The following is a 22,007-nucleotide window of genomic DNA, read 5'->3' as shown; positions in this document are numbered from 1 at the left end:
CGGCGGCGAAGGAGCGGTAGTACTTGATCTCCTCCAGCCGCGCGAGCTCGCCCTCGTCGCAGCGCGCGCACACCGCGCGGTGGCGGATCGGGCAGTCCGAACACTCCACCTCGACGTTCTTCAGCTTGGGCGTGGGGGCATTCACGGCGTCGGTCGGGCTCCGGGCAAGGGGCATGAACGTCGGACCTCGCGGAATCGTGCGGCAGGACGGGACGCCGATCAAGGGGCAACCCGGAAACAGGCTCTCCTAAACGACATTGAAATGAGGAATTGCAATGGCCTCGCATGAGCTTTTGAGGGACGTGGGGCTTTTCGACGCACGCGCGCCCCGCTACACGAGCTACCCTCCCGCCAACCACTTCGCGGGCGGCGTCGGCCCCGATCAGGTCGCGTCCTGGCTGGAATCGATTCCCTCGGGCACCCGCGTCTCGCTGTATGCCCACATCCCCTACTGCCGGCGGCTCTGCTGGTTCTGCGCCTGCCGCACGCAGGGCACCACCACCGACCGCCCGCTGATCCCCTACCTCGCCCAGCTCAAGTCCGAGCTGGCCCTCGTCGGTCGCCACCTGCGCCCCGACGTGGAGGTGGCGGCCATCCACCTCGGCGGCGGCACCCCCACCATCCTGCCCCCCGCCATGCTGGCGGAGCTCTGCGACGCGCTGAACACCTTCCGCCCGCTGGCCCGCGACCTCGCCTTCTCGGTGGAGATCGACCCGACCGAGATCGACCGCCCCCGGCTCGACGTGCTGGCGGCGGCGGGGATGACCCGCGCCTCCATCGGCGTGCAGGACTTCGACGAGACGGTGCAGGAGGCCATCGGTCGCGCCCAGGGCTACCAGCTCACCCGCGACGTGGTGGAGATGATCCGCGCCACCGGCGTTTCCAGCCTCAACATGGACATGCTCTACGGCCTGCCGCACCAGACGCGGGCGCGCATGACCGACACGGTGCAGAAGATCCTGTCGCTCTCGCCCGACCGGCTGGCGCTCTACGGCTACGCCCACGTTCCCTGGATGGCCAAGCGGCAGGTCCTCATCGACGCCAACGCGCTGCCCGGCTCCGAGGAGCGGCTCGACCTCTTCGAGGCCGCCGCCCGGATGTTCGCCTGGGACGGCTACGAGCCCATCGGCATCGACCACTTCGCCCGTCCCGACGATCCGCTCGCCACCGCCGCGCGCGAGGGCCGGATGCGCCGCAACTTCCAGGGCTACACCGAGGACGGGGCGGACGTGCTGATCGGCCTCGGCGCCTCGGCCATCTCGCGCTACCCGCAGGGCTACGCGCAGAACAGCTCCAAGTCCTCGGCCTACGCGATGGCCGTCAAGAAGGGGAGCCTCGCCACGGAACGCGGCCACGCCTTCAGCGCCGACGACCTGCTGCGCTCCGACATGATCGAGCGCCTGATGTGCCGCTTCGACCTCGACCTCCCCGCCATCGCGAGCGCCCACGGCCTGCCGGTGCCCGAGGTCTCGCGCCTCGCCGAGCCGCTGCGCCGCCGCTTCGCCGACTGGATCGAGGAGCGGGACGGCACCCTGCGCCTGGTCCGCTCCCCCCGCCTGATCGCGCGGATGGCGGCGCAGGCGATCGACGCCTACGCGATGCCCGAGGGCCGGCACAGCCGCGCCCTCTGACGGGATGCGCGGCGCGCCGTTGGGGAACGGCGCGTCGCGCGGGGCCCGGCCCTCCGCGGGGAGGAGGGCCGGGCCCACCACGACCCCGACGCCGGCCGTGTGTTGGCTGGCGCCGGGCCGGGCCCCTTCCGGGGGGCCGACGGTTGGTTGACGAGTTGCGCGGCGCGCCGTTGGGGAACGGGTGCGTCGCGCGGGGTCCGGTCCTCCGCGGGGGAGGGTCGGGCCCCCTTTGCCCCCCGGCGTCGGTCGTGTTCTGGCCGGCGCCGGGTCGGTCCCCCTCCTGGTCGCCAGCCCGCCCGCCTTCGCCAGCCAGCCCGCGCCCACCCGCTTGCCCTCCGCCGCGCGCCGCGCCACCCTGCGCCGCGCCCAGGGGAGGGGCGTCACGCCATGCGGATCGGAATCGCCTGCCTCGTCGGGGCCTACGTGCTGTCGCAGTTCTACCGGGCCTTCCTCGCGGTGCTGACGCCCGACCTCCAGGCCGACCTCGGGGCGACGCCGGGCGACCTCGCGGTGGCCTCGGGCCTCTGGTTCCTCAGCTTCGCCGCCCTCCAGATCCCCATCGGCGCCGCGCTCGACCGCCTCGGGCCGCGCCGCACCGCCGCCGCGCTCCTGGCCCTCGGCGGCGGGGGCGGCGCGCTCCTCTTCGCGCTCGCCCAGAGCCCCGGCCATGTCATGCTCGCCATGACGCTGATCGGCGCGGGCTGCGCGCCGGTCCTCATGGCCGCCTACGTCATCTACGCCCGCGTCTACCCACCGGCCGTCTTCGCCACCCTCGCCGGGGCGACCATCGGCTTGGGGAGCCTCGGCAACGTCCTCTCCGCCGCCCCCCTCGCCGCGCTGGTGGCCGTCGTCGGCTGGCGCGCCTCCCTCGGCGGCCTCGCCGCCGTGACCCTCCTCGTGGCGCTCCTCCTCTGGCTCGCCGTCCGCGACCCCGAGCCCGCGTCCCCCGGCGTGGCCCAGGGCTCCGTCCTCGACCTCCTGCGGACGCCCACGCTCTGGCCGGTCCTCCTGATGATGTTCGCGGCTTATGGCCCGTCGGCTTCCCTGCGCGGCCTCTGGGCCGGCCCTTATGCCCGCGACCTCCACGGCGCGGACGCGGCGACCATCGGCTGGGTCACGCTGGCCATGGGCCTCGCCATGGTGGCCGGGAACTTCGCCTACGGTCCCGCCGACCGCCTGCTCGGCACCCGCAAGTGGGTGGTCTGGACCGGCAACGCCGTGGTCCTCGCCGCGCTCCTCCTCCTCGCCTGGGACCCCGGCGCGAGCCTCCTCCGCGCCACGGTCCTCCTCGCCGTGGCGGGCTTCTGCGGCGCGGCCTTCCCGATGATCGTGGCGCACGGCCGCGCCTTCGTCCCGCCGCACCTGCTGGGCCGGGGGATGACGCTCATCAACATGTTCGGCATCGGCGGCGCGGGCCTCATGCAGTTCGCCTCCCGCCCCATCCACGGCGGCGCCGCCACGCCCGACGCCTACCGCGCCCTCTTCCTCTTCTTCGCCGCCATCGTGGCGCTGGGCCTCGGGGCCTACCTCTTCGCCCGCGACAGCACGGACTGACCTTCCCCCGACGCGCGCCCTCCTGTAAGGGCACCGGCGTCAGAGAAGGGACAAGGAACATGGGTTACAAGGTCGTCGTCGTCGGCGCCACGGGCAACGTGGGGCGCGAGATGCTCAACATCCTGGCCGAGCGGGAATTCCCGGTGGACGAGATCGCCGCCCTCGCCAGCCGGAAAAGCCTCGGCACCGAGGTGAGCTTCGGCGACCGCACCCTGAAGACCCAGGATCTCGACGCCTTCGACTTCACCGGCTGGGACATCGCGCTCTTCGCCATCGGCTCGGACGCGACCAAGCAATACGCCCCCAAGGCCGCCGCCTCCGGCTGCGTGGTGATCGACAACTCGTCGCTCTACCGCTACGACCCGCAGGTCCCCCTGGTGGTGCCCGAGGTCAACGCCGACGCGGTGATGGGCTACACGGCCAAGAACATCATCGCGAACCCCAACTGCTCCACCGCGCAACTGGTGGTCGCGCTCAAGCCGCTCCACGACCGGGCCCGGATCAAGCGCGTCGTCGTCTCGACCTACCAGTCCGTGTCGGGGACCGGCAAGGAAGCCATCGACGAGCTCTGGAACCAGACCAAGGGCATCTACGTCCCCGGCCAGGAGGTCGCGCCCTCGGTCTACCCCCGCCAGATCGCCTTCAACGTCATTCCCCACATCGACGTCTTCATGGAGGACGGCCAGACCAAGGAAGAGTGGAAGATGATGGTCGAGACCAAGAAGATCCTCGACCCCGCCATCAAGGTCACCGCCACCTGCGTCCGCGTCCCCGTCTTCGTCGGGCACTCCGAAGCGGTCAACGTCGAATTCGAGGAGCACCTCGACGAGGCCGAGGCGCGCGACATCCTGCGCGAGGCCCCCGGCTGCCTCGTGGTCGATAAGCGCGAGCCCGGCGGCTACATCACGCCCATCGAATGCGTGGGCGACTACGCCACCTACATCTCGCGCATCCGCCAGGACCAGACCATCGACAACGGCCTGAACCTGTGGATCGTCTCCGACAACCTCCGCAAGGGCGCGGCGCTCAACGCCGTGCAGATCGCCGAGGTCCTGGGAAGTCGGGCGCTCAGGAAGGGCTGAGGCTTCGAAAGCGCCGAGCGGCCGGGGGCGCTCCCATGTCGGGCGGGCGTCCGCCCGCCAGGCCTCGGACGGGCATCGCAGGGGCGGGCATCGCAGGGATGCGGCGGCCCTCCCTTATGACCCCGCCGACGCGATCGCCGCGGCGAGGTCGCGCTCCTCCCCGCAACTCCCGCACGCCTGCTGGAGCTTCGCGAGGTTCGCCCGCGCCCCGGCGACGTTCCCCTGCCGGAGGAACAGCTCGCCCTGGTATTCCAGCGCGCCCCGGTGCCGGGGGTTCGCCGCCAGCGCCGCCGCATAGAACGACGCTGCCTGATCGAGCCGCCCGGCGTTCCTGAGCGCATAGCCCATGAGGTTGAGCGCGTCGGCGTTCCGGGGCTCGGCCTGCACGACGGGATTGAGCAGCGCGATGGCCCCGTTCCAGTCCCCTCCGTCCAGCGCCGCCTGCGCGGGCGCGAGCGAGGCCGAGGGCGCGTCCGATCCCACCGCGAGGGCGGGTCCGGCCAGCGCGAGCAGAAGCAGGGCGAGCGGACGAAGGGGGGTCATGGCATCGGTCCTTCCGGAAACCACCCCTATCCTACCCCGGTCCCCGCGCCTCGTCTTGGGGACCAAGGTCCGATCCGCCCGCCCCGGGGGATGTTTCCATCTTGAGCCGATCCCGGGCCCTTCGCGTCCACCGCCGAGGGGGGCTCTGCCCCCCGCGCTTCCGCGCTCCCCCCGGGATATTTGGAGCCAAAGAAGGACCTGCGCGCGCGCGTAGCCCGGTCCCCGGGGGTGTTGCGCGAACCGGAGGCTGAGCGTTCGTTGCTGTCAGGCGGCGTTAACGCCTGCGTGCGATTCTCTCCCTCGCACGACCCCACGCAAGCGGCCCTCGTCCGCACGGCCCGGCGCTCCCCAGGGGCGGACACGCCGGCCCCGACGGCAGGGGGCGGAAAGGAGAGACAAGGACGAAGGGACGCCCGTCCGCAAGGAGGGGCACGGACACACGCGATGGGCCAGGAGCGGCCAGATACCCGGCCAGGGAGACCGAGGCGCCCCACGGGCGTTCTCCCTCGATGCCACTGAGACCCAGCCCGCCCAATGGCGGCCGGTGCTCCCGCTCGCGCGCGCCCCTGGTCCCCGCGAGCCTGGGAGTGAACCCGGAGGCCTCGCGGGGATTTAGTCTGTGCGGCCGGCCCTTCCTCCGGTCCCAAGCATCCCGGGGTGAAGCCCCGAAGGGGCGAGGGGCAGAGCCCCTCAGGCCATGTACTGCCCGCCGTTCGCCGACAGCGTGGAGCCCGTGATGAAGCCGGCCCCATCGGAGGCCAGGAACACCACGCAGCGCGCGATCTCCTCAGGCTCGCCGAGCCGGCCGACCGGGATCGCCGGCAGGATCACGGTGTCCATGACCTCGGGCTTGATGCCTGCCATCATCTCCGTGTTGATGTAGCCCGGCGCCACCACGTTCACCGTGATCCCGGCCCGCGCGCCCTCCTGCGCCAGCGCCTTGGTGAAGCCGATGTCGCCCGCCTTGGCCGCCGCGTAGTTGGCCTGGGCGAATTGCCCCTTCTGCCCGTTGATCGAGCTGATCGAGATGACGCGCCCGAACTTCCGCTCCCTCATCCCGTTCCAGACGCAATGCGTCATGTTGAACAGGCCGGTCAGGTTGGTGTCGATGACCTCGCGCCACTGCTGCGGCGTCATCCGGTGGAACGGCGCGTCGCGGGTGATGCCGGCGTTGTTCACCAGGATCTCGACGGGGCCGAGCGCCGCCTCGACCTCGGCGACGCCGGCCTTGCAGGCCTCGTAGTCGGCGACGTTCCACTTGAAGGCGCGGATGCCGGTCGCGTCCGTGAAGGCCTGCGCTGCGGCGTCGTTGCCCGCATAGCTCGCCGCGACCTGATACCCCTCGGCCATCAGCGCCTTGGAGATCGCCGCGCCGATCCCGCGCGACCCTCCCGTGACAAGGGCGACTCTCGCCATCACAAACTCCTCCCAGTTCACTTCCGTTGGACAGGCGGCCCGGCCCTCCTCCCAAGCCGGGCCGCCCCCTCGCCGCCCCGGGGGGCCGCGAAACCGATTACCTCTCGACGCAGAGCGCCACGCCCATGCCGCCGCCGATGCACAGCGTGGCGAGGCCGCGCTTGGCCCCGCGCCGCTTCATCTCGAACAGCAGCGTGTTGAGCACCCGCGCGCCCGACGCGCCGATGGGGTGGCCGATGGCGATGGCCCCGCCGTTGACGTTCACGATGGACGGGTCCCAGCCCATGTCCTTGTTGACCGCGCAGGCCTGTGCCGCGAAGGCCTCGTTCGCCTCCACGAGGTCGAGGTCGCCCACCGACCAGCCGGCCTTCTCCAGCGCCTTGCGGCTGGCGTAGATCGGCCCCACGCCCATGATCGCCGGGTCGAGGCCCGCCGTGGCATAGCCCGCGATCCGCGCCAGCGGCTCGATGCCCCGCCGCTGCGCCTCCTCCTCGGACATGAGCAGCACGCCCGCCGCCCCGTCGTTGAGCCCCGACGCGTTGGCGGCCGTCACGCTGCCGTCCTTGGCGAAGGCGGGACGCAGCTTGGCGACCGAGTCCAGCGTCGCGCCGTGGCGGATGTACTCGTCCTGATCGACGACCGTGTCGCCCTTGCGGCCCTTGATCGTGAAGGGCACGATCTCGTCCGCGAACTTCCCGGCCTTCTGCGCGGCCTCGGCCTTGTTCTGCGAGGCGACGGCGAAGGCGTCCTGCTCCTCGCGGCCGATCTGCCATTGCTGGGCGACGTTCTCGGCCGTCTGGCCCATGTGGTAGCCGTTGAAGGCGTCCCAGAGCCCGTCCTTGATCATCGTGTCGATGAAGGACAGGTCGCCCATCTTGTGCCCGGCGCGCAGGGCCGCGCAGTGGGGCGAGAGGGTCATGTTCTCCTGCCCGCCGGCGCAGACGATGCTGGCATCCCCGAGCATGATGTGCTGCGCGCCCAGCGCCACCGCCCGCAGGCCCGAGCCGCAGACCTGGTTGATGCCCCAGGCCGCGCTCTCCTGCGGGAGGCCTGCGTTGATGTGCGCCTGCCGGGCCGGGTTCTGGCCCTGGCCCGCCGTCAGCACCTGGCCCAGGATCGTCTCGCTGACCTCGCCGGGCTCGACGCCGGCACGCTCGACCACGGCGCGGAGCACGGCGGCGCCGAGGTCGTGGGCGGGCGTGGACGCGAAGGCGCCCGAAAACGAGCCCACGGCCGTGCGCGCGGCCGAGGCGATGACGACGTTGGTCATGGGCGATCCTCTCCCTCGAACGGGGGCGGGGCGGACCCGCCTTCCCTGCTTGGCGTCACCATAGGGACAGGAAAGGTCCGGGCGCAAGCGCCCGCGTCAGGCCCAGCGGCCGAGCGCGGCCTCGTCCTCGTCCTTGGCCGCCACCCAGGCCGCGCCATCGGCGCGCAGCTCCCGTTTCCAGAACGGGGCGCGGGACTTGAGCCAGTCCATCAGGAACTCGGCCGCCGCGAAGGCGGCCCCGCGATGGGGCGCGGCGGCGAGGACCATCATGATCGGCTCGTTCACCGCGAGGGGGCCGTGGCGGTGGATCACCCGCGCCGCCGTCAGGCCGAAGCGGGCCTTCGCCTCCGCGACCATGCTGGCGATCGCGGCCTCGGTCATGCCGGGATAATGCTCGATCTCCAGCGCCGAAAGGCCGCCGTCGCCCCGCACGACGCCGGTGAAGCTCACCACCGCGCCCGCGCCCGCCGCCCGCGCGGTGAAGGCCGACAGCTCCGCGCCGGGGTCGAAGGGGTCCGGGGCGACGCGGACCTCCACGCCTCAGCCCCCCGTCATCGGCGGAAAGAACGCGACCTCCCGTGCCCCCGCCAGCGGCGCGTCGAAGGCCGCGAGCTTCTGGTCCACCGCCACCCGCACCGCGCGGAGGTCCGAGAAGGCCAGCGCGTGCCCCTCGCTGCGCCCGCGCAGCTCCTCCACCAGCGCGGCGACGGTCGGCGCGCGCGTCTCCACCGCCTCCCGCGAGGTGCCCGCGCGCTCGCGCAGCCAGGCGAAGTAGAGCACCTCGATCATCGCGCGTCCTTGAGGAAGGGGAGCGACTTGCGGAAGTAGTCCCAGCCGGTGGCGGCCGTCAGCGCCGCCGCGATCCAGATGAGCAGGAGCCCGAGCCACGTGGCCAGCCCCGCCCAGGTCGTGCCCGGCGGCAGGCCCACGCGGCCCACGCGCGGCGGCGGCACGTCCATGACCGACAGGGCGGTGCCGAGGAACAGCACCGCGATGGCCACCATTTGCGCGGTGGTCTTCCACTTGGCGAGGCGCGTCACCTTCAGGAGCCCCGCCCGGTCGGCGAGGTATTCCCGCAGGCCGCCCACGAAGATCTCGCGGAACAGGATCACGGTGGCGGGCAGGATCAGCCACGGGTTCATCCCGGAATACCCCGTCAGCACCATGATGGCGATCACGACCATGGCCTTGTCCGCGATGGGGTCGAGCATGGCGCCGAAGCGGCTTTCCTGCTTCCAGAGGCGGGCGAGGTAGCCGTCGAACCAGTCGGTGATCGCCGCGCCGACGAAAAGGATCAGCGCCAGGAAGTCGGCCCAGGGCCGGGTGAAGTAGAGGAACATCACGGCCACCCCGGGCGCCGCGAGAAGGCGCAGCACGGTCAGCGTGTTGGGGAGGGTCCAGACGATCATGGCCCCGATGTAGCGTCTGGGGGCAGGGAGGGAAAGCCGATGGTCACGAGGGGCTCTGCCCCTCGCCGCTGGCGCGGCTCCCCCCGGGATGCTTGGAGCCAAAGAAGGAGGGGCGTGTCGGACAGACTAAATCCCCGCGAGGCCTCCGGGTTCACTCCCGGGCTCGCGGGGACCAGGGGCGCGCGCGAGCGGGAGCACCGGCCGCTATTTAGCGGGCTGGGTCTCAGTGGCATCGAGGGAGAACGCCCGTGGGGCGCCTCGGTCTCCCTGGCCGGGTATCTGGCCGCTCCTGGCCCATCGCGTGTGTCCGTGCCCCTCCTTGCGGATGGGCGTCCCTTCGTCCTTGTCTCTCCTTTCCGCCCCCTGCCGTCGGGGCCGGCGTGTCCGCCCCTGGGGAGCGCCGGGCCGTGCGGCGGGGGAGCCGCTGGTGTGTGCGGGAGAGAATGCCAGCCAAGCGTTAACGCCGCCTGACAGCAACGAACGCTCAGCCCGCAGTTCGCGCAACACCCCCGGGGCGGTGCGTGAAGCCGCGCCAACGGCGCGGAACCACGCGCGCTGTACGGGGAGCGCCCGGCACATCCTACGGAGCCGAGAGGGCCGGTGGGGCGGTGCCTCCTGGCCCTTCTTTGGCTCCAAGTATCCCGGGGGGAGGCTCCGCAGGAGACGGGGGGCAGCGCCCCCCTCGGCGGTGGACGCGGGGGCTCAGGCCTGGGGCATGGGCGGCCAGGGGCGGAGGGACTCGGCCTCGATCCAGGCGCGCGCCCAGGGGGGTGGATCGGGCGGGGCGGCGTCCTGCTGGCCCATGGCGGCCAGCACCCGGGCGGGGACGACGATGCCGTTCGCGTCGGTCACGGCCGAGCGGATCAGGATATGGCTCGCGCAGTCGCCGGAGGGGAGCCACATGGATTGCTCCACATAGAAGAAGCGGTGGTCCCAGCCGAGCGCGCGGGTCCGCATGGCGATGGGCTGGAAGGCGTGGACGCGCTTGCGCCAGCGGACCGAGGCCCCGGCCACCGCCACCTGCCACCCCTCGCGCCGGAGCGCGGGCGTCAGGCCGATGCGCCGTGCCCAGGGGACGCGGCCCAGGTCGTAGAGCGACAGGGTCCGGCCGTTGTTCAGCTCGAGGAAGATGTCGAGGTCCCAGGGCCAGCAGAGATGGCGGCTGCGATGCTCGCCCACCAGGGGCAGGGGCGGGTCGGCGCGATGCCGCCAGCTTTGGAACAGCAATCGGACAACGGGATACATGGGCAGCCTCCGGGCCCGGAGGTCGCCCGAGGCGCGACGAGGCGTCAACCGTGACGGCAGGTCACGGCAGCGCGGGCGCGACCTCGCACGTCACGGTTGCGCGGGGCGGAGGTGCGGTGGCCACGGGGCCATGGGCCGCCGCGATGCGAGGCGTGCGGTTGGCTCTGGGGCGTGGCAACGCCCGCGCGGGGCACGACGACGCAGGCGGGGGCCGGGGATTGCGCGCGGGGGGCGGGCCGCTTAGGTCAGCCAGGACCGCAGCGGGCACAGACGGGACACACGGCGCAGATGATTTCCCTTTTCCAGATCCTCCTGATGATCCTGTCGATCGTCCAATACCTGATCTTCGCGCATTTCATCATGAGCTGGCTGCTGGCCTTCAACGTGCTGAACCCGCGGCAGCAGTTCGTCCAGCAGGTCTGGGGCGGCCTGAGCCGCGTGCTGGAGCCGATCTACGGGCCGATCCGGCGGGTGCTGCCGTCGATGGGGGGCCTCGACCTCGCGCCGCTGGTGGCGCTGGTCATCATCTATGCGCTCGAGATCGTGCTGCGGAACAACGTCGGGCTCTTCGTCTGACCGTCATGGGCGGGGACGCGGGCCACACCCTCCTGCGGGAGGTCTGGGGATTCGACTCCTTCCGGCCCGGGCAGGAGGAGATCGTCCGCGCCGTGGCCGAGGGCCGCGACGTTCTGGCCGTGATGCCCACCGGCGGGGGCAAGTCGCTGTGCTTCCAACTGCCGGCGCTGCTGCGCGACGGGCTGACGGTGGTGATCTCGCCCTTGATCGCGCTGATGCGGGATCAGGTCCGCGCGCTGACGGCGGCCGGGGTGGAGGCGGGGGCCTATACCTCGGCCAACACCGAGGAGGAGAACGAGGCCCTGCGCGAGGGGCTGCGCGAGGGGCGCATCCGGCTCCTGTATCTCGCGCCCGAGCGGCTGGCGCAGGCGGGCACGGCAGCGGCGCTGAGGCGCTGGGGCGCGAGCGCCATCGCCGTGGACGAGGCGCACTGCGTGAGCCAGTGGGGCCATGACTTCCGCCCCGACTACCTGCGGATCGGGGCGCTGCGCGAGGCGCTGGGCGTGCCGCTGGCCGCCTTCACGGCGACAGCGGACGAGGAAACGCGCGAGGAGATCGTCGAGCGGCTGTTCGGCGGGCGGGAGCCCAAGGTCTTCCTGCGCGGCTTCGACCGGCCCAACATCCATCTAGGCTTCGCGCTGAAGGACAGTCCCCGCAAGCAGGTCATCGACTACGCCAAGCGGCGGCAGGGCCGGGCCGGGATCGTCTATTGCGGGACGCGGGCCAAGACCGAGGTGCTGGCCCAGGCGCTGCGCGAGGCGGGGCTGGAGGCCGTGGCCTACCATGCCGGGCTGGAGCCCGACGCGCGAAGGCTCGCCGAGGAGCGGTTCCAGCGCGAGGACGGGTTGATCGTGGTGGCGACGGTCGCCTTCGGCATGGGCGTGGACAAGCCCGACATCCGCTGGGTGATGCACGCCGACCTGCCGAAAAGCGTCGAGGGCTATTACCAGGAGATCGGGCGCGCGGGGCGCGACGGGCTCCCCGCCGAGGCGCTGACGCTGTATGGGCCGGAGGACATCCGGCTGCGGCGGAGCCAGATCGACGAGGGCGGCGCCCCCGAGGCGCGGAAGATCGCAGACCACGGGCGGCTGAACGCGCTCCTGGGGATCGCCGAGGCGACGGGGTGCCGGCGGGTGGCCTTGCTGGGCTACTTCGACGAGGCGGCGGGGCCCTGCGGCGCCTGCGACAACTGCGACCGGCCGGCGGAGGTCTTCGACGCGACCACGCCGGCGCGGATGGTGCTGTCGGCGGCGCTGCGGACCGAGGAGCGGTTCGGCAAGGGGCACCTGATCGACATCCTGCTGGGCGAGGAGACCGACAAGGTGCGGTCCTGGCGGCACGACCAGTTGCCGACCTTCGGCGTCGGGACGGAGTGGGACCGCAGGCAGTGGGACGCCATCGTCCGGCAGATGCTGGGGCAGGACCTGCTGCGCCCGGACCCTGGCCGCCACGGGGCGCTGCGGCTGACCGAGAACGCGCGGCCGGTGCTGAAGGGCGAGCAGGCCGTGACCATGCGGCGCGACGTGCTGCCGCCCAAGGGCAAGGGCGCGACCAGGGCCGAGCCGCGCGCCATGGTGGCCGAGGAGGACCAGGGGCTGCTGTCGGCGCTCAAGTCGCACCGGCGCGCGCTGGCACAGGCGCAGAACGTGCCGGCCTACGTGGTGTTCACCGACAAGACGCTGATGGAGATGGCCGAGAAGCGGCCCGCCACGCTGGACGAGATGGCGCGGATCGGCGGCGTGGGGGCGAAGAAGCTGGACACCTACGGGCGCAGCTTCCTGGAGGTCATTTTGGGCGAGGCGCCGGCCCCGGTGCATCCCCGGCGGCAGAAGCTCGCGGGGCGCGAGGAGGGGACGCTGTTCGACCGGCTCCAGGCGGCGCAGGCGGAGTTGGCGCGTGGGCCGGACGGGCGGGACAAGCCGCTGTCGCTGAACGCGAGCGCGCTGGCGCGGATCGCCGCGCAGCATCCGCGCGACATGGCCGGGATCGAGCGGATCGTGGGCCCGCGCGCGGCGGAGCGGTTCGGCGCGACGTTCCTGGAGATCCTGCGGGACGGGTAGGCGAGGCCGGAGCGGCGGCGTCCTCCTTGCTCCTCGACCGCGCCGGGCCTGTCGGAGGCCGATCCGGCCGCGGAGGGGACGGCTGGCCTGGGGCGGGGATCCAGCCCATCGTCGGCGCGATGGGATCGAGGGGTCGTCACCCGGGGAGGAGCGCGCATGGCCGGGGGAACGGAGCGGACGGAGGCGCTGGACCTGCTCAAGACGGTGCTGGTGGCGGGGATGATCTCGGCCCATTGCGTGCAGCTTCTGGCGGAAGCGCCGCCTGGCTGGGCGCTGGGCTGGGCGGGGTACGTGAACCTCGTGACGTTCTCGGGCTTCCTGCTGGCCTTCGGGATCGGGGTGGGGATGTCGCGGCGGGTGCCGCCGTGGCGGGCGCGGCTGGTGGCGGTCCTGCGGATCTGGCTGGCGGTGGTGGCGTCGTCGCTGGGATATCAGGTGCTCGTGGAGCGGATGCCGCTGACCGGGGGCCTCGTCTGGGACGTGGCCTCGACGCGGGTGCTGTTCGGGTGGAGCGAGTTCCTGACGGCGTTCCTGGTGCTCTACCTGCTGCTGGCGGTGCTGCGGCCCTGGGTCGGGTGGGTCGCCGTGCGGCCCGCGTGGCTGATGGCGCTGGGGGTCGCGGGGCTGGGGTCCACCTGGGTCACTGTGGGGGCGTTCTGGCCGATGGTGGGCGGGCTGGTGGGGCATCGGGAATATGCGAGCTTTCCGGTGCTGGGCTATGGGCCGTGGTTCCTTGCGGGGCTGTGGATCGGCGCGCGGGGGCGGGGGATCGAGGCGGGCGAGGTCGCGCTGGGCGCGGCGGCGACGGGGGTGTTCCTGCTGGCGTGGTGGGGGCAGGGCTGGGTGCCCGACCGCTTTCCGCCGAGCGTGCCCTGGGTGATCGGGGCGGGGCTGCCGCTGGCGCTGTATGTCTGGGGGGCCGGGCGGGTGAGCGCCCCGGGCTGGGCTCTGGCGGCGGGGCGGCACGTGCTGGCCTCGCTGGTGGTGTCGAACCTGCTGATCTTTGGCGCGCGGGCGGGGTGGGGGTGGCCCCTGCACGGCGGATGGGCGATCCTGGGGGCCGCGCTGGCGCTGTTCGCCGTCGTGACGCTCTGGGGGCTGGCCCTGGATCGGCTGGGCCGGAAGGAGGTCGCATGAGGGGGATCGGGATCGTGCTGCTGCTGGGGCTGGCCGCCTGCGGGCGGGGCGCGGTGGAGGAGGTCGCGGCGCCGGTGTCGTATCGCGCGCCGGGGGCTCTGATCGCCTCGACCACGCGCGGGGGGCCTTCGGACCTGGGCGGCGACTGGGTGGTGTCGCAGGCGACGCCGGGCGGGCCGGTCGCGCCGGGGACTCGGGTGGGCGTGACGCCCACCGGGACGGGGGCCGTCTGGCGGCTGGGCGGGGCGGAGGTCGCGACGGCGCTGACGGGGCCGGGGCGCTACTCGGGCGGCGGGCGGGAGATCTGGGTGGTCTGGGTGGACGACGACTTCCGCACCGCCGCCGTCGGGACGCCGGACGGAAGCTTTGGCTGGGTCATGGACCGGCCGGGGGCGGCGTCGCCGGATCGGACGGCGGCGGCGCGGGAGATGCTGGACTTCAACGGGTATGATCTGGCGCGGGTCGGGGGATAGACTCGTCACGCGGTCCCGGCCGATGTGGCGGGCTGAAGCCCGCCCTATGGGATCGGACGGGCGCAGGGCGGGGTTCCATTCCGCCACCGGTGCGAGATGGTGGGGTGGAACCCCACCCTGCGAGGTGACGGAGGAAGCGGGCCCGACCCCCACGGGGGAGCCGGGCCTGACGGGTCAGCCCAGCGCGGCGGCGCGGGTGTCCTCGTCGATGAGGGACTCGAACTTGGCGAAGTTGGCGGCGAACATGGCGACCAGCTTCTTCGCTTGCGCGTCGTAGGCCGTGGGGTCGGCCCAGGTGCCGCGCGGGTCGAGCAGCGCCGCGTCCACGCCCTCGACGGCGACAGGCACCTCGAAGCCGAAGAAGGGATCGCGGCGGAAGCGGCCCTTGGAGAGGCGCCCCGAGAGTGCGGCCGACAGGAGGGCGCGGGTGGCCGCGATGGGCATCCGCCGGCCCGCGCCATGGGCGCCGCCGGTCCAGCCGGTGTTGACCAGCCAGCACTCGGCCCCGTGGCGGGCCATCTTCTCGGCCAGGAGCTTGCCGTAGGCCTCGGGCTTGCGGGGCAGGAAGGGGGCCCCGAAGCAGGCGGAGAAGGTGGGCTCGGGCTCGGTGACGCCGCGCTCGGTCCCGGCGACCTTGGCGGTGAAGCCGCTGAGGAAGTGATACATCGCCTGCGCCGGCGTGAGGCGGGCGATGGGGGGCAGGACGCCGAAGGCGTCGCAGGTGAGCATGACCACGTGGCGCGGATGGCCGGAAAGGCCGGTGGCGGAGGCGTTGGGGATGGCGTCGAGCGGATAGGCGCAGCGGGTGTTGGCGGTCTTGGACCCGTCCGCGAAGTCGAGCTCGCATGTCTCCGGGTGGTAGCCCATGTTCTCGATGATGGTGCCGAACATCCGGGTCGTGGCGTGGATCGCCGGCTCGGCCTCGGCGGAGAGGTTGAGGGTCTTGGCGTAGCAGCCCCCTTCCATGTTGAAGAGGCCGCGGTCGGACCAGCCGTGCTCGTCGTCGCCGAGGAGCACGCGGGAGGGGTCGGCGGAGAGCGTGGTCTTGCCGGTGCCGGACAGGCCGAAGAACACGGCGGCGTCGGAGGGGTCGCCGGGAGCGTGGTTGGCCGAGCAGTGCATCGGCAGGACGCCCTGTTCGGGGAGGAGCCAGTTCAGGATGGTGAACACGGCCTTCTTGTTCTCGCCGGCGTAGTCGGTGCCGCCGATCAGGACCCAGCGGGACTCCCAGTCGAGCGCGATCACCGTGCTGGTGCGGCAGCCGTGGCGGGCGGGGTCGGCCTGGAAGGATGGGACGTTGAGGATCGTCCAGTCGGGGGCGAAGCCGTCCAGCGCCTCGCGGTGCGGGCGGCGGAGGAGGTGGCGCAGGAAGAGGGCGTGCCAGGCGCGTTCCGTGACGGCGCGGACGTTGATGCGGAGCTGGTCGTCCGCGCCGCCCCAGAGGTCCTGCACGTGGACGGAGCGGTCCCTGAGATGCGCCAGCATATCGGTCTTCAGACGCTCGAAGGCGTCGGGGGACATGGCGGCGTTGTTGTCCCACCAGACCTGATCCTCCGTCGCGGGGCGGCGGACGACGTGCTTGTCCTTGGGCGAGCGGCCGGTGAACTTGCCGGTCTCGACCAGGAGGACGCCGCCCTGGCCGAGCCGCCCCTCGCCGGCGCAGAGCGCGGCCTCCACGAGGTCGGGTTCGAGCAGGTTGTAATACACCGACGCGAGACCCGCGAATCCCTGCGACTCGATCGGCATGGCGGGGTTGACGCGCCCGTGGTCCATCGTTGGCTCCCTGTGTGGACGGACGCTTCCTGACGCCCGTTCCAGCCACATAGCAGAGCTGGGAAACGAAAAAACCCTGTTAGCGCAAGCACTTGTAATGTTAGCGCAACCAGCGTCCGCCGGGCGGGCACCCCTTCGGCACCGGCTTCGCCGTTCAGCCCTCGTTAAGGGCAGGCGTGCCATGGAAGGGTGTCGAGTTGTCGCATGACATACACTCAGGGGTTGATTCACGGGGGCGTGCATGGGAAAGGCGTGAAAAGTTGATCTCCCAAGAGGTTAGGCCTCCAGTCGAGGGACGCGGGAATGTCGAGAATCGCTCTGGTGGATGACGACAGGAACATCCTGACGTCGGTGTCGATGACCCTGGAAGCCGAGGGCTTCGAGGTGGAAACCTACAGTGACGGGCAGGCGGCGCTGGAGGCCTTCACGAAGCAGATGCCCGACGTGGCCGTGCTGGACATCAAGATGCCGCGCATGGACGGTATGGACCTGCTCCAGCGGCTTCGGCAGAAATCGCAGGTGCCCGTGATCTTCCTCACCTCCAAGGACGACGAGATCGACGAGGTTCTGGGCCTGCGGATGGGCGCGGACGACTACGTCAAGAAGCCGTTCTCGCAGCGCCTTCTGGTGGAGCGCATCCGCGCGCTGCTGCGCCGGTCCGAGACCGCGCCGGTGGAGGTGACCGATCCCGAGGCCGAAGGCCGGGTGCTGGTGCGCGGCCATCTGGTCATGGACCCGCTGCGCCACGCGGTGAAGTGGAAGGGCCGCGACGTGTCGCTGACGGTGACGGAGTTCCTGCTCCTTCAGGCGCTGGCGCAGCGGCCGGGCTTCGTGAAGTCGCGCGACCAGCTCATGGACGTGGCCTACGACGATCAGGTCTACGTGGATGACCGCACCATCGACAGCCACATCAAGCGGCTGCGGAAGAAGATGCGGGCGGCCGACGACGACTTCTCGGCCATCGAGACGCTCTACGGCATCGGCTACCGCTACAACGAAGAGTGAGCGCATGGCCAAGGGGCCGGGGACGCCGTCCCCCAGGGTCGATGTCCGGGATCTCAACTCGGTCCGCCGGGCGCTGAGCGGGGCCGACGCGCCGTTCGAGCCCGAGGCCGGCGAGGTGATCCTGGGGGACGACTGGCTGTCGGCCGAGGGCTGGGGCCGCCGGTCGCGGCTGCGGCGGCTCGCCCGGCTGCGGGATTCGCCCCTGGCGCGCAAGATCGTCGTCTTCAACCTCCTCGCCATCGTGCTGCTGGCGGCCGGGATGCTGTGGATCGCGCCCACGCGCGAGGGCCTGGCCGCCGAGCGCGCGGGGGCGATGGCCATGGAGGCGGTGCTGGTGGCCGATCTCGTGGAAGCCCGGCTGTCCGGGGACGCGCGCGACGGAGCGGCGATCGACGGGGCGGGGATCGGTGGGGCGACGGCGGAGGCCTTCCGGGCGCTGCGCCTGCCGGCGGGCGGGCGGGGCTACCTGCTCGACGCCGAGGGGCGGCTGCTGGCGGCGAGCGTGGGGGCGGACCCGGAGGCCGGGACGCCCGCGCCGGAGGCCGCGCCCGATTCGGCGCTGGACGCGCTCTGGGCCGGGCTGCAACGGGTGCTGTCGCCCGCGGCGGCCTCCTCCGCCCCGGAGGAGGGCGGCGGTCCGGTCCCCCCCCGGCTGGTCGCGCGGGCGCTGGCCGAGGGCGTCGTGGCCGAGCCCCTGTCCGACGCCGACGGGGGCGCGCTGTTCCTCGTGGCCGCGCCAGTCGTCCGCGAGGGCGCGGCGCTGGGCGTCGTCGCCGTGCGGAGCGGCGCGGGCGAGATCGAGGCGCTGGTCTGGCGCGAGCGCGCGCAGGTGCTGCGGATGTTCGTCGTGGGCGTGGCGGTGTCGGTGGGCCTGAGCCTGGTGCTGGCCTCGACCATCGCCAACCCCCTGGCCGACCTCGCCGCCGCCGCCGAGGTCGGGCGCGACCGCAACGCCCGCGCCGTGTCGCCCAGCCGCGTCCGCATCCCCGACCTGACGGCCCGGCCCGACGAGATCGGGCGGCTCTCGGCGGCCCTGCGGGGGATGGTCGCCGCGCTGTATGAACGAATCGAGGCCAACGAGCAGTTCGCGGCCGACGTGGCCCACGAGATCAAGAACCCGCTGGCGTCCCTGCGGTCGGCGGTGGGCAGCTTCCCCTTCGCCAAGCGCGAGGAGCAGAAGCAGAAGCTTTTGGAGATCATCGAGCACGACGTGCGCCGGCTCGACCGGCTGGTGTCGGACATCTCCAACGCCTCGCGGCTCGACAGCGAGCTGGTGAAGGAGGAGGAGAAGCCCTTCGACCTCATCAAGATGCTGGCCTCGCTGGACGACGTGTTCGCCGAAGAAGCTCGGGCCAGGGGGATCGACCTCATCACCGACCTGCCGCCGCAACCGATCGTCCTGCAAGGGCTGGAGGGACGGCTGGCACAGGTCTTCGTCAACCTCATCTCCAACGCCATATCGTTCTGCGAGGACGGCGACGCCATCCGCGTCTGGGCCCGGCGGCGCGAGAACCGGGTGCTGGTGGTGGTGGAGGACACCGGGCCGGGCATCCCGGAGGACGCGTTGCAGAAGATCTTCCAAAGGTTCTACTCGGAGCGGCCCGAGGGCCAGTTCGGCAACAACTCGGGGTTGGGGCTCGCCATCTCCAAGCAGATCGTGGAGGCGCATGGCGGCGTGATCTGGGCCGAGAACATCCGGCCCACCGACGCCGATCCGGGGGCGGACCCGCTGGGCGCGCGGTTCGTCGTGGGGCTGCCGCTCTGATCGTCCACGCCACCTGCGTCGCGTGGCGGGGCCAAAGCTCGTATCGGGGCGTCCTGATCCGGGGGGCGTCGGGCAGCGGCAAGTCGGCGCTGGGGCTGGAGCTGATGGCTTGGGGGTGCCGGCTGGTCGCCGACGACAGGACGGTGTTGCACGCGGAGGGGGGGCTCCTTTTGGCCAGGTGCCCCCCTCCCATCCGGGGCTTGATCGAGGCGCGGGGTGTGGGCCTACTGTCCGCCAGGACGGTGGAGGAGGCCTGCGTGGCGCTGGTGGTGGACCTGGACCGGACGGAGACGGAGCGGCTGCCGCCCTGGCGGGAGGTCGAGCTGCTGGGGGTTCCCGTTCCCTGCCTTCACAAGCCCGCGACCGGGCCTATCGCGGCGGCGGTGATTCAATATCTGAAAGGGGGCCGGGCGGTCCCGCCCACCCCGAGGCTTCCATGACGCGCCCCCTTGCGCCCCCGCTTTCCGTCGCTCCCTCCGAAGGCTCCCACCGCGTCGTGCTGGTGACGGGTCCCTCGGGCGCGGGCCGGTCCACTGCCGTCCGCGCGCTGGAGGACCTGGGATTCGAGGCGATCGACAACCTGCCGTTGTCGTTCCTGCCGCGCCTCGCCAAGGGGCCGCCGCTGGAGCGGCCGCTGGCGCTGGGGCTCGACGTGCGGAACCGCGACTTCGCGGCCGAGGCGATCCTGAAGGCGCAGGCGCGGCTGGCCGCAGTGGCGGGCGGGCCGGTGGAGATCCTGTTCCTCGACTGCTCGGACGAGGTGCTGCTGCGGCGCTACTCCGAGACGCGGCGGCCGCATCCTCTGACGCCCGAGGGACCGCCCTCGGCCGGCATCGCCGCCGAGCGGACGCTTCTCGCGCCGCTGCGCGAGCGGGCCGACGTGCTGATCGACACCACGGCGCTGACCCCCCACGAACTGCGGGCGCAGGTGGACCGCTGGTTCGCGCCGCCGGGCGGGCGGGCCCTGGCGGTGACGGTGGAGAGCTTCTCCTACAAGCGGGGGTTGCCGCCGGAGCTGGACCTCGTGCTCGACTGCCGGTTCCTGCGGAACCCCCACTGGGACGAGGCGCTGCGCCCGCGCGACGGCCGCGACCCGGAGGTGGCGGCCTTCGTGGCCGCCGACCCGCGCCACGATGCCTTCTTCGCGAAGGTGCTGGATCTGGCGCGGCTGCTGCTGCCAGCCTACCGCGACGAGGGAAAGGCGCATCTGTCGATCGGGCTGGGCTGCACCGGCGGGCAACACCGTTCCGTCACGATGGCGGAAAGCCTGGCCCAAGCCCTTGCGGAGGACGGGTGGCGGGTGTCTAAACGGCATCGGGAACTGGAACGGCGGGCCGGGGCTGTGTCACACCGCGGGCCGGGGGCAATGACGTGATCGTGGGTGATCGTGGTCCGCATGGGACGACCGGCTTGAACGGCATCGGCATCGGGGGCCTTCGGGGGTGCCGGGGATGATCGGGATCGTCATCGTCGCCCATGGCGGCCTAGCGAGGGAGTACCTCGCGGCTGTGGAGCACGTCGTGGGCCGGCAGGCCGGCGTGCGCGCGATCACCATCCAGCCCGAGGACGACCGCGCCCAGAAGCAGAGCGAGATCTGCGACGCCGCCGATTCGGTGGACGAGGGCGACGGCGTGGTGGTGGTGACGGACATGTTCGGGGGATCGCCGTCCAACCTGTCCTTGCGGGCCTGCGGGCCGTCGAACCGGCGCATCCTCTATGGGGCGAACCTGCCCATGCTCATCAAGCTGGCCAAGTCGCGGCGGAAGTCGGTGCCCGACGCGGTGGCGGCGGCGATGGACGCGGGGCGGAAGTACATCGACAGCCAGGTGGTCGGCGAGGATCTCGACCGCGCCGTGGGAAGCTGATGCCGCGTCGCACGCTGCGGATCGTCAACATCAAGGGCCTGCACGCCCGCGCCTCGGCCCGGCTGGTGGAGGTCGTGGAGGCGCACGACGCCCGCGCCACCGTCAGCAAGGACGGAATGGAGACGGCGGGCGACAGCATCATGGGCCTGCTGATGCTGGGCGCCGGGATCGGCAGCGAGATCGAGGTGGAGACGGAAGGGGCGGAGGCGGAGCGGCTGGCGGAGGCCATCGCGGCGCTGGTGGCGGATCGGTTCGGGGAGCCGGACTGAGGGGGGCATCGTCGGGCGGGATGCGGGTCGGTGCGATGAGCCGGATCGCAGAACGATCAGCGTCGGGCGGCCGCAGGACGAGGGACGGGGACACCTCTCGGGGAGGCGCGTCCATCGGTCGTTTTCGCGATGCGAAGCTCGCCGGGCCTTCCTATGTGGGGGACGGCTTCTAGGGACCAATCGGCACAGCCACAGGGAGCAACGTGTTCAAGAGCATTCTGAAGCCTTGGCATCGAAGCGCCCGCGTCAAGACCGAACTGGACGCCCCCGAGGTCGCCGCAGGCGGGACCCGCTAGGGCCGCGTCGTCGTCGGTGGACAAGACGCGCAGAACATTCGAGGCGTGAACTTACGATCGCCGCGATCTAATTCGTTGTGCACCCTGAATTTCAATGATGAAATCGCCTGGAATGACGTGAAGCGAGATTTATTGTGCTCATGGCATCCTTGGAAGACCTTTCTAACGACAATTCCCACCAATATAATCTTCAAGTCTGGCGATGGCTTCTTTGTCGATGGGGGGCCGTATCGGATAAAGCCAGCTAAGCTTGTCCTCGCCGTCGAAGCTTGTTCCGTCGCAGTAGAAATACTCCTCGCGGGCTCGAATATTCAGCCTGATGGAGAAGGTTTCCAAGCCTTCAAAGACCACGACGCCCAAACCTTTCTTTTCAATGATATGTATGCTTCCGACCGATGTCAGATCCAGCGCCACATCGGATCGTTCAATTCGCCTGGGATGGTCGCAGTCCTGCGTGAACGTGATGGCGAACGTCATCTCGCAACCCTGAAGGTCCACTTGCACGAGCGGAGTTTCCGTCGTGGAGGAGAACTGACGCGCGAGTGGCTGGACCCCGATCACGGCTCCAGGGTCGATGATAGCTCGTCGGGGCATGGTAGGCTAGCGTTGTAGCCGGCCAGATTTGGAGCGTGGCGAGC

General features: G+C 71.6%; 22 protein-coding genes and 1 pseudogene. 14 read left to right on the top strand and 9 right to left on the bottom strand.

Annotation, left to right across the window (positions count from 1 at the left end; all coding sequences use genetic code 11):
- Nucleotides 1-275: 275 nt before the first annotated feature.
- The 3 genes from hemN (at nucleotide 276) to J2Z33_RS16900 (ending at nucleotide 4,267) form a co-directional block, all read left to right on the top strand.
- Nucleotides 276-1,631, top strand: a complete 1,356-nt coding sequence (gene hemN / locus J2Z33_RS16910) for an oxygen-independent coproporphyrinogen III oxidase (RefSeq protein WP_209843241.1) — start codon at nucleotides 276-278, stop codon at nucleotides 1,629-1,631.
- 387 nt (nucleotides 1,632-2,018) lie between these two features.
- A complete protein-coding gene (locus tag J2Z33_RS16905) occupies nucleotides 2,019-3,185 on the top strand; it encodes an MFS transporter (RefSeq protein WP_209843239.1) in 1,167 nt (388 codons plus the stop codon).
- Between the two features lie 59 nt (nucleotides 3,186-3,244).
- Complete coding sequence (locus J2Z33_RS16900) at nucleotides 3,245-4,267, top strand: aspartate-semialdehyde dehydrogenase (RefSeq protein ID WP_209843237.1); 1,023 nt, start codon at nucleotides 3,245-3,247, stop codon at nucleotides 4,265-4,267.
- A gap of 114 nt (nucleotides 4,268-4,381) precedes the next feature.
- On the opposite strand, the gene J2Z33_RS16895 is transcribed toward J2Z33_RS16900, so the two are convergent.
- The 7 genes from J2Z33_RS16895 to J2Z33_RS16865 form a co-directional block, all read right to left on the bottom strand.
- A complete protein-coding gene (locus J2Z33_RS16895) occupies nucleotides 4,382-4,810 on the bottom strand; it encodes a tetratricopeptide repeat protein (protein ID WP_209843235.1) in 429 nt (142 codons plus the stop codon).
- A 690-nt stretch (nucleotides 4,811-5,500) separates the two neighbouring features.
- Nucleotides 5,501-6,226 carry an acetoacetyl-CoA reductase gene (phbB, locus tag J2Z33_RS16890; protein ID WP_209843233.1) on the bottom strand — a complete coding sequence of 242 codons (726 nt, stop codon included), beginning with the start codon at nucleotides 6,224-6,226 and terminating at the stop codon, nucleotides 5,501-5,503.
- Between the two features lie 97 nt (nucleotides 6,227-6,323).
- Nucleotides 6,324-7,496 carry an acetyl-CoA C-acetyltransferase gene (locus J2Z33_RS16885; protein WP_209843231.1) on the bottom strand — a complete coding sequence of 391 codons (1,173 nt, stop codon included), beginning with the start codon at nucleotides 7,494-7,496 and terminating at the stop codon, nucleotides 6,324-6,326.
- A 96-nt stretch (nucleotides 7,497-7,592) separates the two neighbouring features.
- Nucleotides 7,593-8,033 (bottom strand): molybdenum cofactor biosynthesis protein MoaE, encoded by a 441-nt coding sequence (locus tag J2Z33_RS16880; RefSeq protein ID WP_209843229.1) that lies wholly within the window; start codon nucleotides 8,031-8,033, stop codon nucleotides 7,593-7,595.
- Between the two features lie 3 nt (nucleotides 8,034-8,036).
- Nucleotides 8,037-8,285, bottom strand: a complete 249-nt coding sequence (gene moaD / locus J2Z33_RS16875; RefSeq protein ID WP_209843227.1) for a molybdopterin converting factor subunit 1 — start codon at nucleotides 8,283-8,285, stop codon at nucleotides 8,037-8,039.
- Nucleotides 8,282-8,902 (bottom strand): CDP-diacylglycerol--glycerol-3-phosphate 3-phosphatidyltransferase, encoded by a 621-nt coding sequence (gene pgsA / locus J2Z33_RS16870; protein WP_209843247.1) that lies wholly within the window; start codon nucleotides 8,900-8,902, stop codon nucleotides 8,282-8,284. Before pgsA ends, moaD begins: the two co-directional genes overlap by 4 nt.
- 705 nt (nucleotides 8,903-9,607) lie before the next feature.
- Nucleotides 9,608-10,150 carry an acyl-CoA thioesterase gene (locus tag J2Z33_RS16865; protein ID WP_209843225.1) on the bottom strand — a complete coding sequence of 181 codons (543 nt, stop codon included), beginning with the start codon at nucleotides 10,148-10,150 and terminating at the stop codon, nucleotides 9,608-9,610.
- 288 nt (nucleotides 10,151-10,438) lie between these two features.
- Between J2Z33_RS16865 and J2Z33_RS18570 the strand changes: the two genes are divergently transcribed.
- The 4 genes from J2Z33_RS18570 (at nucleotide 10,439) to J2Z33_RS16850 (ending at nucleotide 14,396) form a co-directional block, all read left to right on the top strand.
- Nucleotides 10,439-10,726 carry a YggT family protein gene (locus J2Z33_RS18570; protein ID WP_245218943.1) on the top strand — a complete coding sequence of 96 codons (288 nt, stop codon included), beginning with the start codon at nucleotides 10,439-10,441 and terminating at the stop codon, nucleotides 10,724-10,726.
- Between the two features lie 5 nt (nucleotides 10,727-10,731).
- Nucleotides 10,732-12,786 carry a DNA helicase RecQ gene (gene recQ, locus J2Z33_RS16860; protein WP_245218942.1) on the top strand — a complete coding sequence of 685 codons (2,055 nt, stop codon included), beginning with the start codon at nucleotides 10,732-10,734 and terminating at the stop codon, nucleotides 12,784-12,786.
- Nucleotides 12,787-12,942: 156 nt separating this feature from the next.
- Complete coding sequence (locus tag J2Z33_RS16855; protein ID WP_209843223.1) at nucleotides 12,943-13,923, top strand: hypothetical protein; 981 nt, start codon at nucleotides 12,943-12,945, stop codon at nucleotides 13,921-13,923.
- Nucleotides 13,920-14,396: a lipocalin/fatty acid-binding family protein gene (locus J2Z33_RS16850; RefSeq protein ID WP_209843221.1), complete on the top strand. Its 477-nt coding sequence runs from the start codon at nucleotides 13,920-13,922 to the stop codon at nucleotides 14,394-14,396. Before J2Z33_RS16855 ends, J2Z33_RS16850 begins: the two co-directional genes overlap by 4 nt.
- A 174-nt stretch (nucleotides 14,397-14,570) precedes the next feature.
- Here J2Z33_RS16850 and J2Z33_RS16845 read toward each other — a convergent pair whose 3' ends face one another.
- A complete protein-coding gene (locus tag J2Z33_RS16845) occupies nucleotides 14,571-16,169 on the bottom strand; it encodes a phosphoenolpyruvate carboxykinase (RefSeq protein WP_209843219.1) in 1,599 nt (532 codons plus the stop codon).
- A 303-nt stretch (nucleotides 16,170-16,472) separates the two neighbouring features.
- On the opposite strand from J2Z33_RS16845, the gene J2Z33_RS16840 reads away from it, so the two are divergent.
- The 7 genes and pseudogenes from J2Z33_RS16840 (at nucleotide 16,473) to J2Z33_RS16815 (ending at nucleotide 21,073) form a co-directional block, all read left to right on the top strand.
- Nucleotides 16,473-17,174 (top strand): response regulator transcription factor, encoded by a 702-nt coding sequence (locus J2Z33_RS16840; RefSeq protein WP_209843217.1) that lies wholly within the window; start codon nucleotides 16,473-16,475, stop codon nucleotides 17,172-17,174.
- A 4-nt stretch (nucleotides 17,175-17,178) separates the two neighbouring features.
- Nucleotides 17,179-18,939, top strand: coding sequence for a sensor histidine kinase (locus J2Z33_RS16835; RefSeq protein ID WP_209843215.1), 1,761 nt, complete (start codon nucleotides 17,179-17,181; stop codon nucleotides 18,937-18,939).
- A 104-nt stretch (nucleotides 18,940-19,043) separates the two neighbouring features.
- Nucleotides 19,044-19,124, top strand: a pseudogene (locus J2Z33_RS18885) (serine kinase); the annotation flags it as partial.
- 33 nt (nucleotides 19,125-19,157) lie between these two features.
- Nucleotides 19,158-19,379, top strand: coding sequence for a hypothetical protein (locus J2Z33_RS18880; RefSeq protein ID WP_342454219.1), 222 nt, complete (start codon nucleotides 19,158-19,160; stop codon nucleotides 19,377-19,379).
- The gene (gene rapZ, locus J2Z33_RS16825) at nucleotides 19,376-20,314 is read left to right on the top strand and encodes an RNase adapter RapZ (protein ID WP_209843213.1); all 939 of its coding nucleotides are present in this window, start codon (nucleotides 19,376-19,378) and stop codon (nucleotides 20,312-20,314) included. The genes J2Z33_RS18880 and rapZ overlap by 4 nt, the downstream gene beginning before the upstream one ends.
- 76 nt (nucleotides 20,315-20,390) lie before the next feature.
- Entirely contained in the window at nucleotides 20,391-20,804 is a 414-nt protein-coding gene (locus J2Z33_RS16820; RefSeq protein ID WP_209843211.1) for a PTS sugar transporter subunit IIA, read from the top strand.
- The gene (locus tag J2Z33_RS16815) at nucleotides 20,804-21,073 is read left to right on the top strand and encodes an HPr family phosphocarrier protein (RefSeq protein ID WP_209843208.1); all 270 of its coding nucleotides are present in this window, start codon (nucleotides 20,804-20,806) and stop codon (nucleotides 21,071-21,073) included. The genes J2Z33_RS16820 and J2Z33_RS16815 overlap by 1 nt, the downstream gene beginning before the upstream one ends.
- 458 nt (nucleotides 21,074-21,531) lie before the next feature.
- Here the strand turns inward: J2Z33_RS16815 and J2Z33_RS16810 are convergent, their stop codons facing one another.
- Nucleotides 21,532-21,846 carry a hypothetical protein gene (locus J2Z33_RS16810; protein ID WP_209843206.1) on the bottom strand — a complete coding sequence of 105 codons (315 nt, stop codon included), beginning with the start codon at nucleotides 21,844-21,846 and terminating at the stop codon, nucleotides 21,532-21,534.
- Between the last annotated feature and the right edge of the window lie 161 nt (nucleotides 21,847-22,007).

Origin of the sequence: Rubellimicrobium aerolatum (assembly GCF_017872975.1) — a bacterium.
GTDB classification, from domain to species: Bacteria; Pseudomonadota; Alphaproteobacteria; order Rhodobacterales; family Rhodobacteraceae; genus Rubellimicrobium; species Rubellimicrobium aerolatum.
The sequence above is the reverse complement of the archived record's forward strand: the minus strand, read 5'-3'. Positions and strand labels throughout refer to the sequence as shown.

What these genes read in the sequence shown, in the direction of transcription:
- J2Z33_RS16845 (WP_209843219.1), bottom strand. Translation starts at nt 16,169, where the DNA reads ATGGACCACGGGCGCGTCAACCCCGCCATGCCGATCGAGTCGCAGGGA.
- J2Z33_RS16895 (WP_209843235.1), bottom strand. Translation starts at nt 4,810, where the DNA reads ATGACCCCCCTTCGTCCGCTCGCCCTGCTTCTGCTCGCGCTGGCCGGA.
- J2Z33_RS16850 (WP_209843221.1), top strand. Translation starts at nt 13,920, where the DNA reads ATGAGGGGGATCGGGATCGTGCTGCTGCTGGGGCTGGCCGCCTGCGGG.
- J2Z33_RS16840 (WP_209843217.1), top strand. Translation starts at nt 16,473, where the DNA reads ATGTCGAGAATCGCTCTGGTGGATGACGACAGGAACATCCTGACGTCG.
- J2Z33_RS16900 (WP_209843237.1), top strand. Translation starts at nt 3,245, where the DNA reads ATGGGTTACAAGGTCGTCGTCGTCGGCGCCACGGGCAACGTGGGGCGC.
- J2Z33_RS16820 (WP_209843211.1), top strand. Translation starts at nt 20,391, where the DNA reads ATGATCGGGATCGTCATCGTCGCCCATGGCGGCCTAGCGAGGGAGTAC.
- recQ (WP_245218942.1), top strand. Translation starts at nt 10,732, where the DNA reads ATGGGCGGGGACGCGGGCCACACCCTCCTGCGGGAGGTCTGGGGATTC.
- J2Z33_RS16865 (WP_209843225.1), bottom strand. Translation starts at nt 10,150, where the DNA reads ATGTATCCCGTTGTCCGATTGCTGTTCCAAAGCTGGCGGCATCGCGCC.
- J2Z33_RS16905 (WP_209843239.1), top strand. Translation starts at nt 2,019, where the DNA reads ATGCGGATCGGAATCGCCTGCCTCGTCGGGGCCTACGTGCTGTCGCAG.
- J2Z33_RS16885 (WP_209843231.1), bottom strand. Translation starts at nt 7,496, where the DNA reads ATGACCAACGTCGTCATCGCCTCGGCCGCGCGCACGGCCGTGGGCTCG.
- J2Z33_RS16835 (WP_209843215.1), top strand. Translation starts at nt 17,179, where the DNA reads ATGGCCAAGGGGCCGGGGACGCCGTCCCCCAGGGTCGATGTCCGGGAT.
- J2Z33_RS16855 (WP_209843223.1), top strand. Translation starts at nt 12,943, where the DNA reads ATGGCCGGGGGAACGGAGCGGACGGAGGCGCTGGACCTGCTCAAGACG.
- J2Z33_RS16815 (WP_209843208.1), top strand. Translation starts at nt 20,804, where the DNA reads ATGCCGCGTCGCACGCTGCGGATCGTCAACATCAAGGGCCTGCACGCC.
- J2Z33_RS16810 (WP_209843206.1), bottom strand. Translation starts at nt 21,846, where the DNA reads ATGACGTTCGCCATCACGTTCACGCAGGACTGCGACCATCCCAGGCGA.
- J2Z33_RS18570 (WP_245218943.1), top strand. Translation starts at nt 10,439, where the DNA reads ATGATTTCCCTTTTCCAGATCCTCCTGATGATCCTGTCGATCGTCCAA.
- moaD (WP_209843227.1), bottom strand. Translation starts at nt 8,285, where the DNA reads ATGATCGAGGTGCTCTACTTCGCCTGGCTGCGCGAGCGCGCGGGCACC.
- rapZ (WP_209843213.1), top strand. Translation starts at nt 19,376, where the DNA reads ATGACGCGCCCCCTTGCGCCCCCGCTTTCCGTCGCTCCCTCCGAAGGC.
- phbB (WP_209843233.1), bottom strand. Translation starts at nt 6,226, where the DNA reads ATGGCGAGAGTCGCCCTTGTCACGGGAGGGTCGCGCGGGATCGGCGCG.
- hemN (WP_209843241.1), top strand. Translation starts at nt 276, where the DNA reads ATGGCCTCGCATGAGCTTTTGAGGGACGTGGGGCTTTTCGACGCACGC.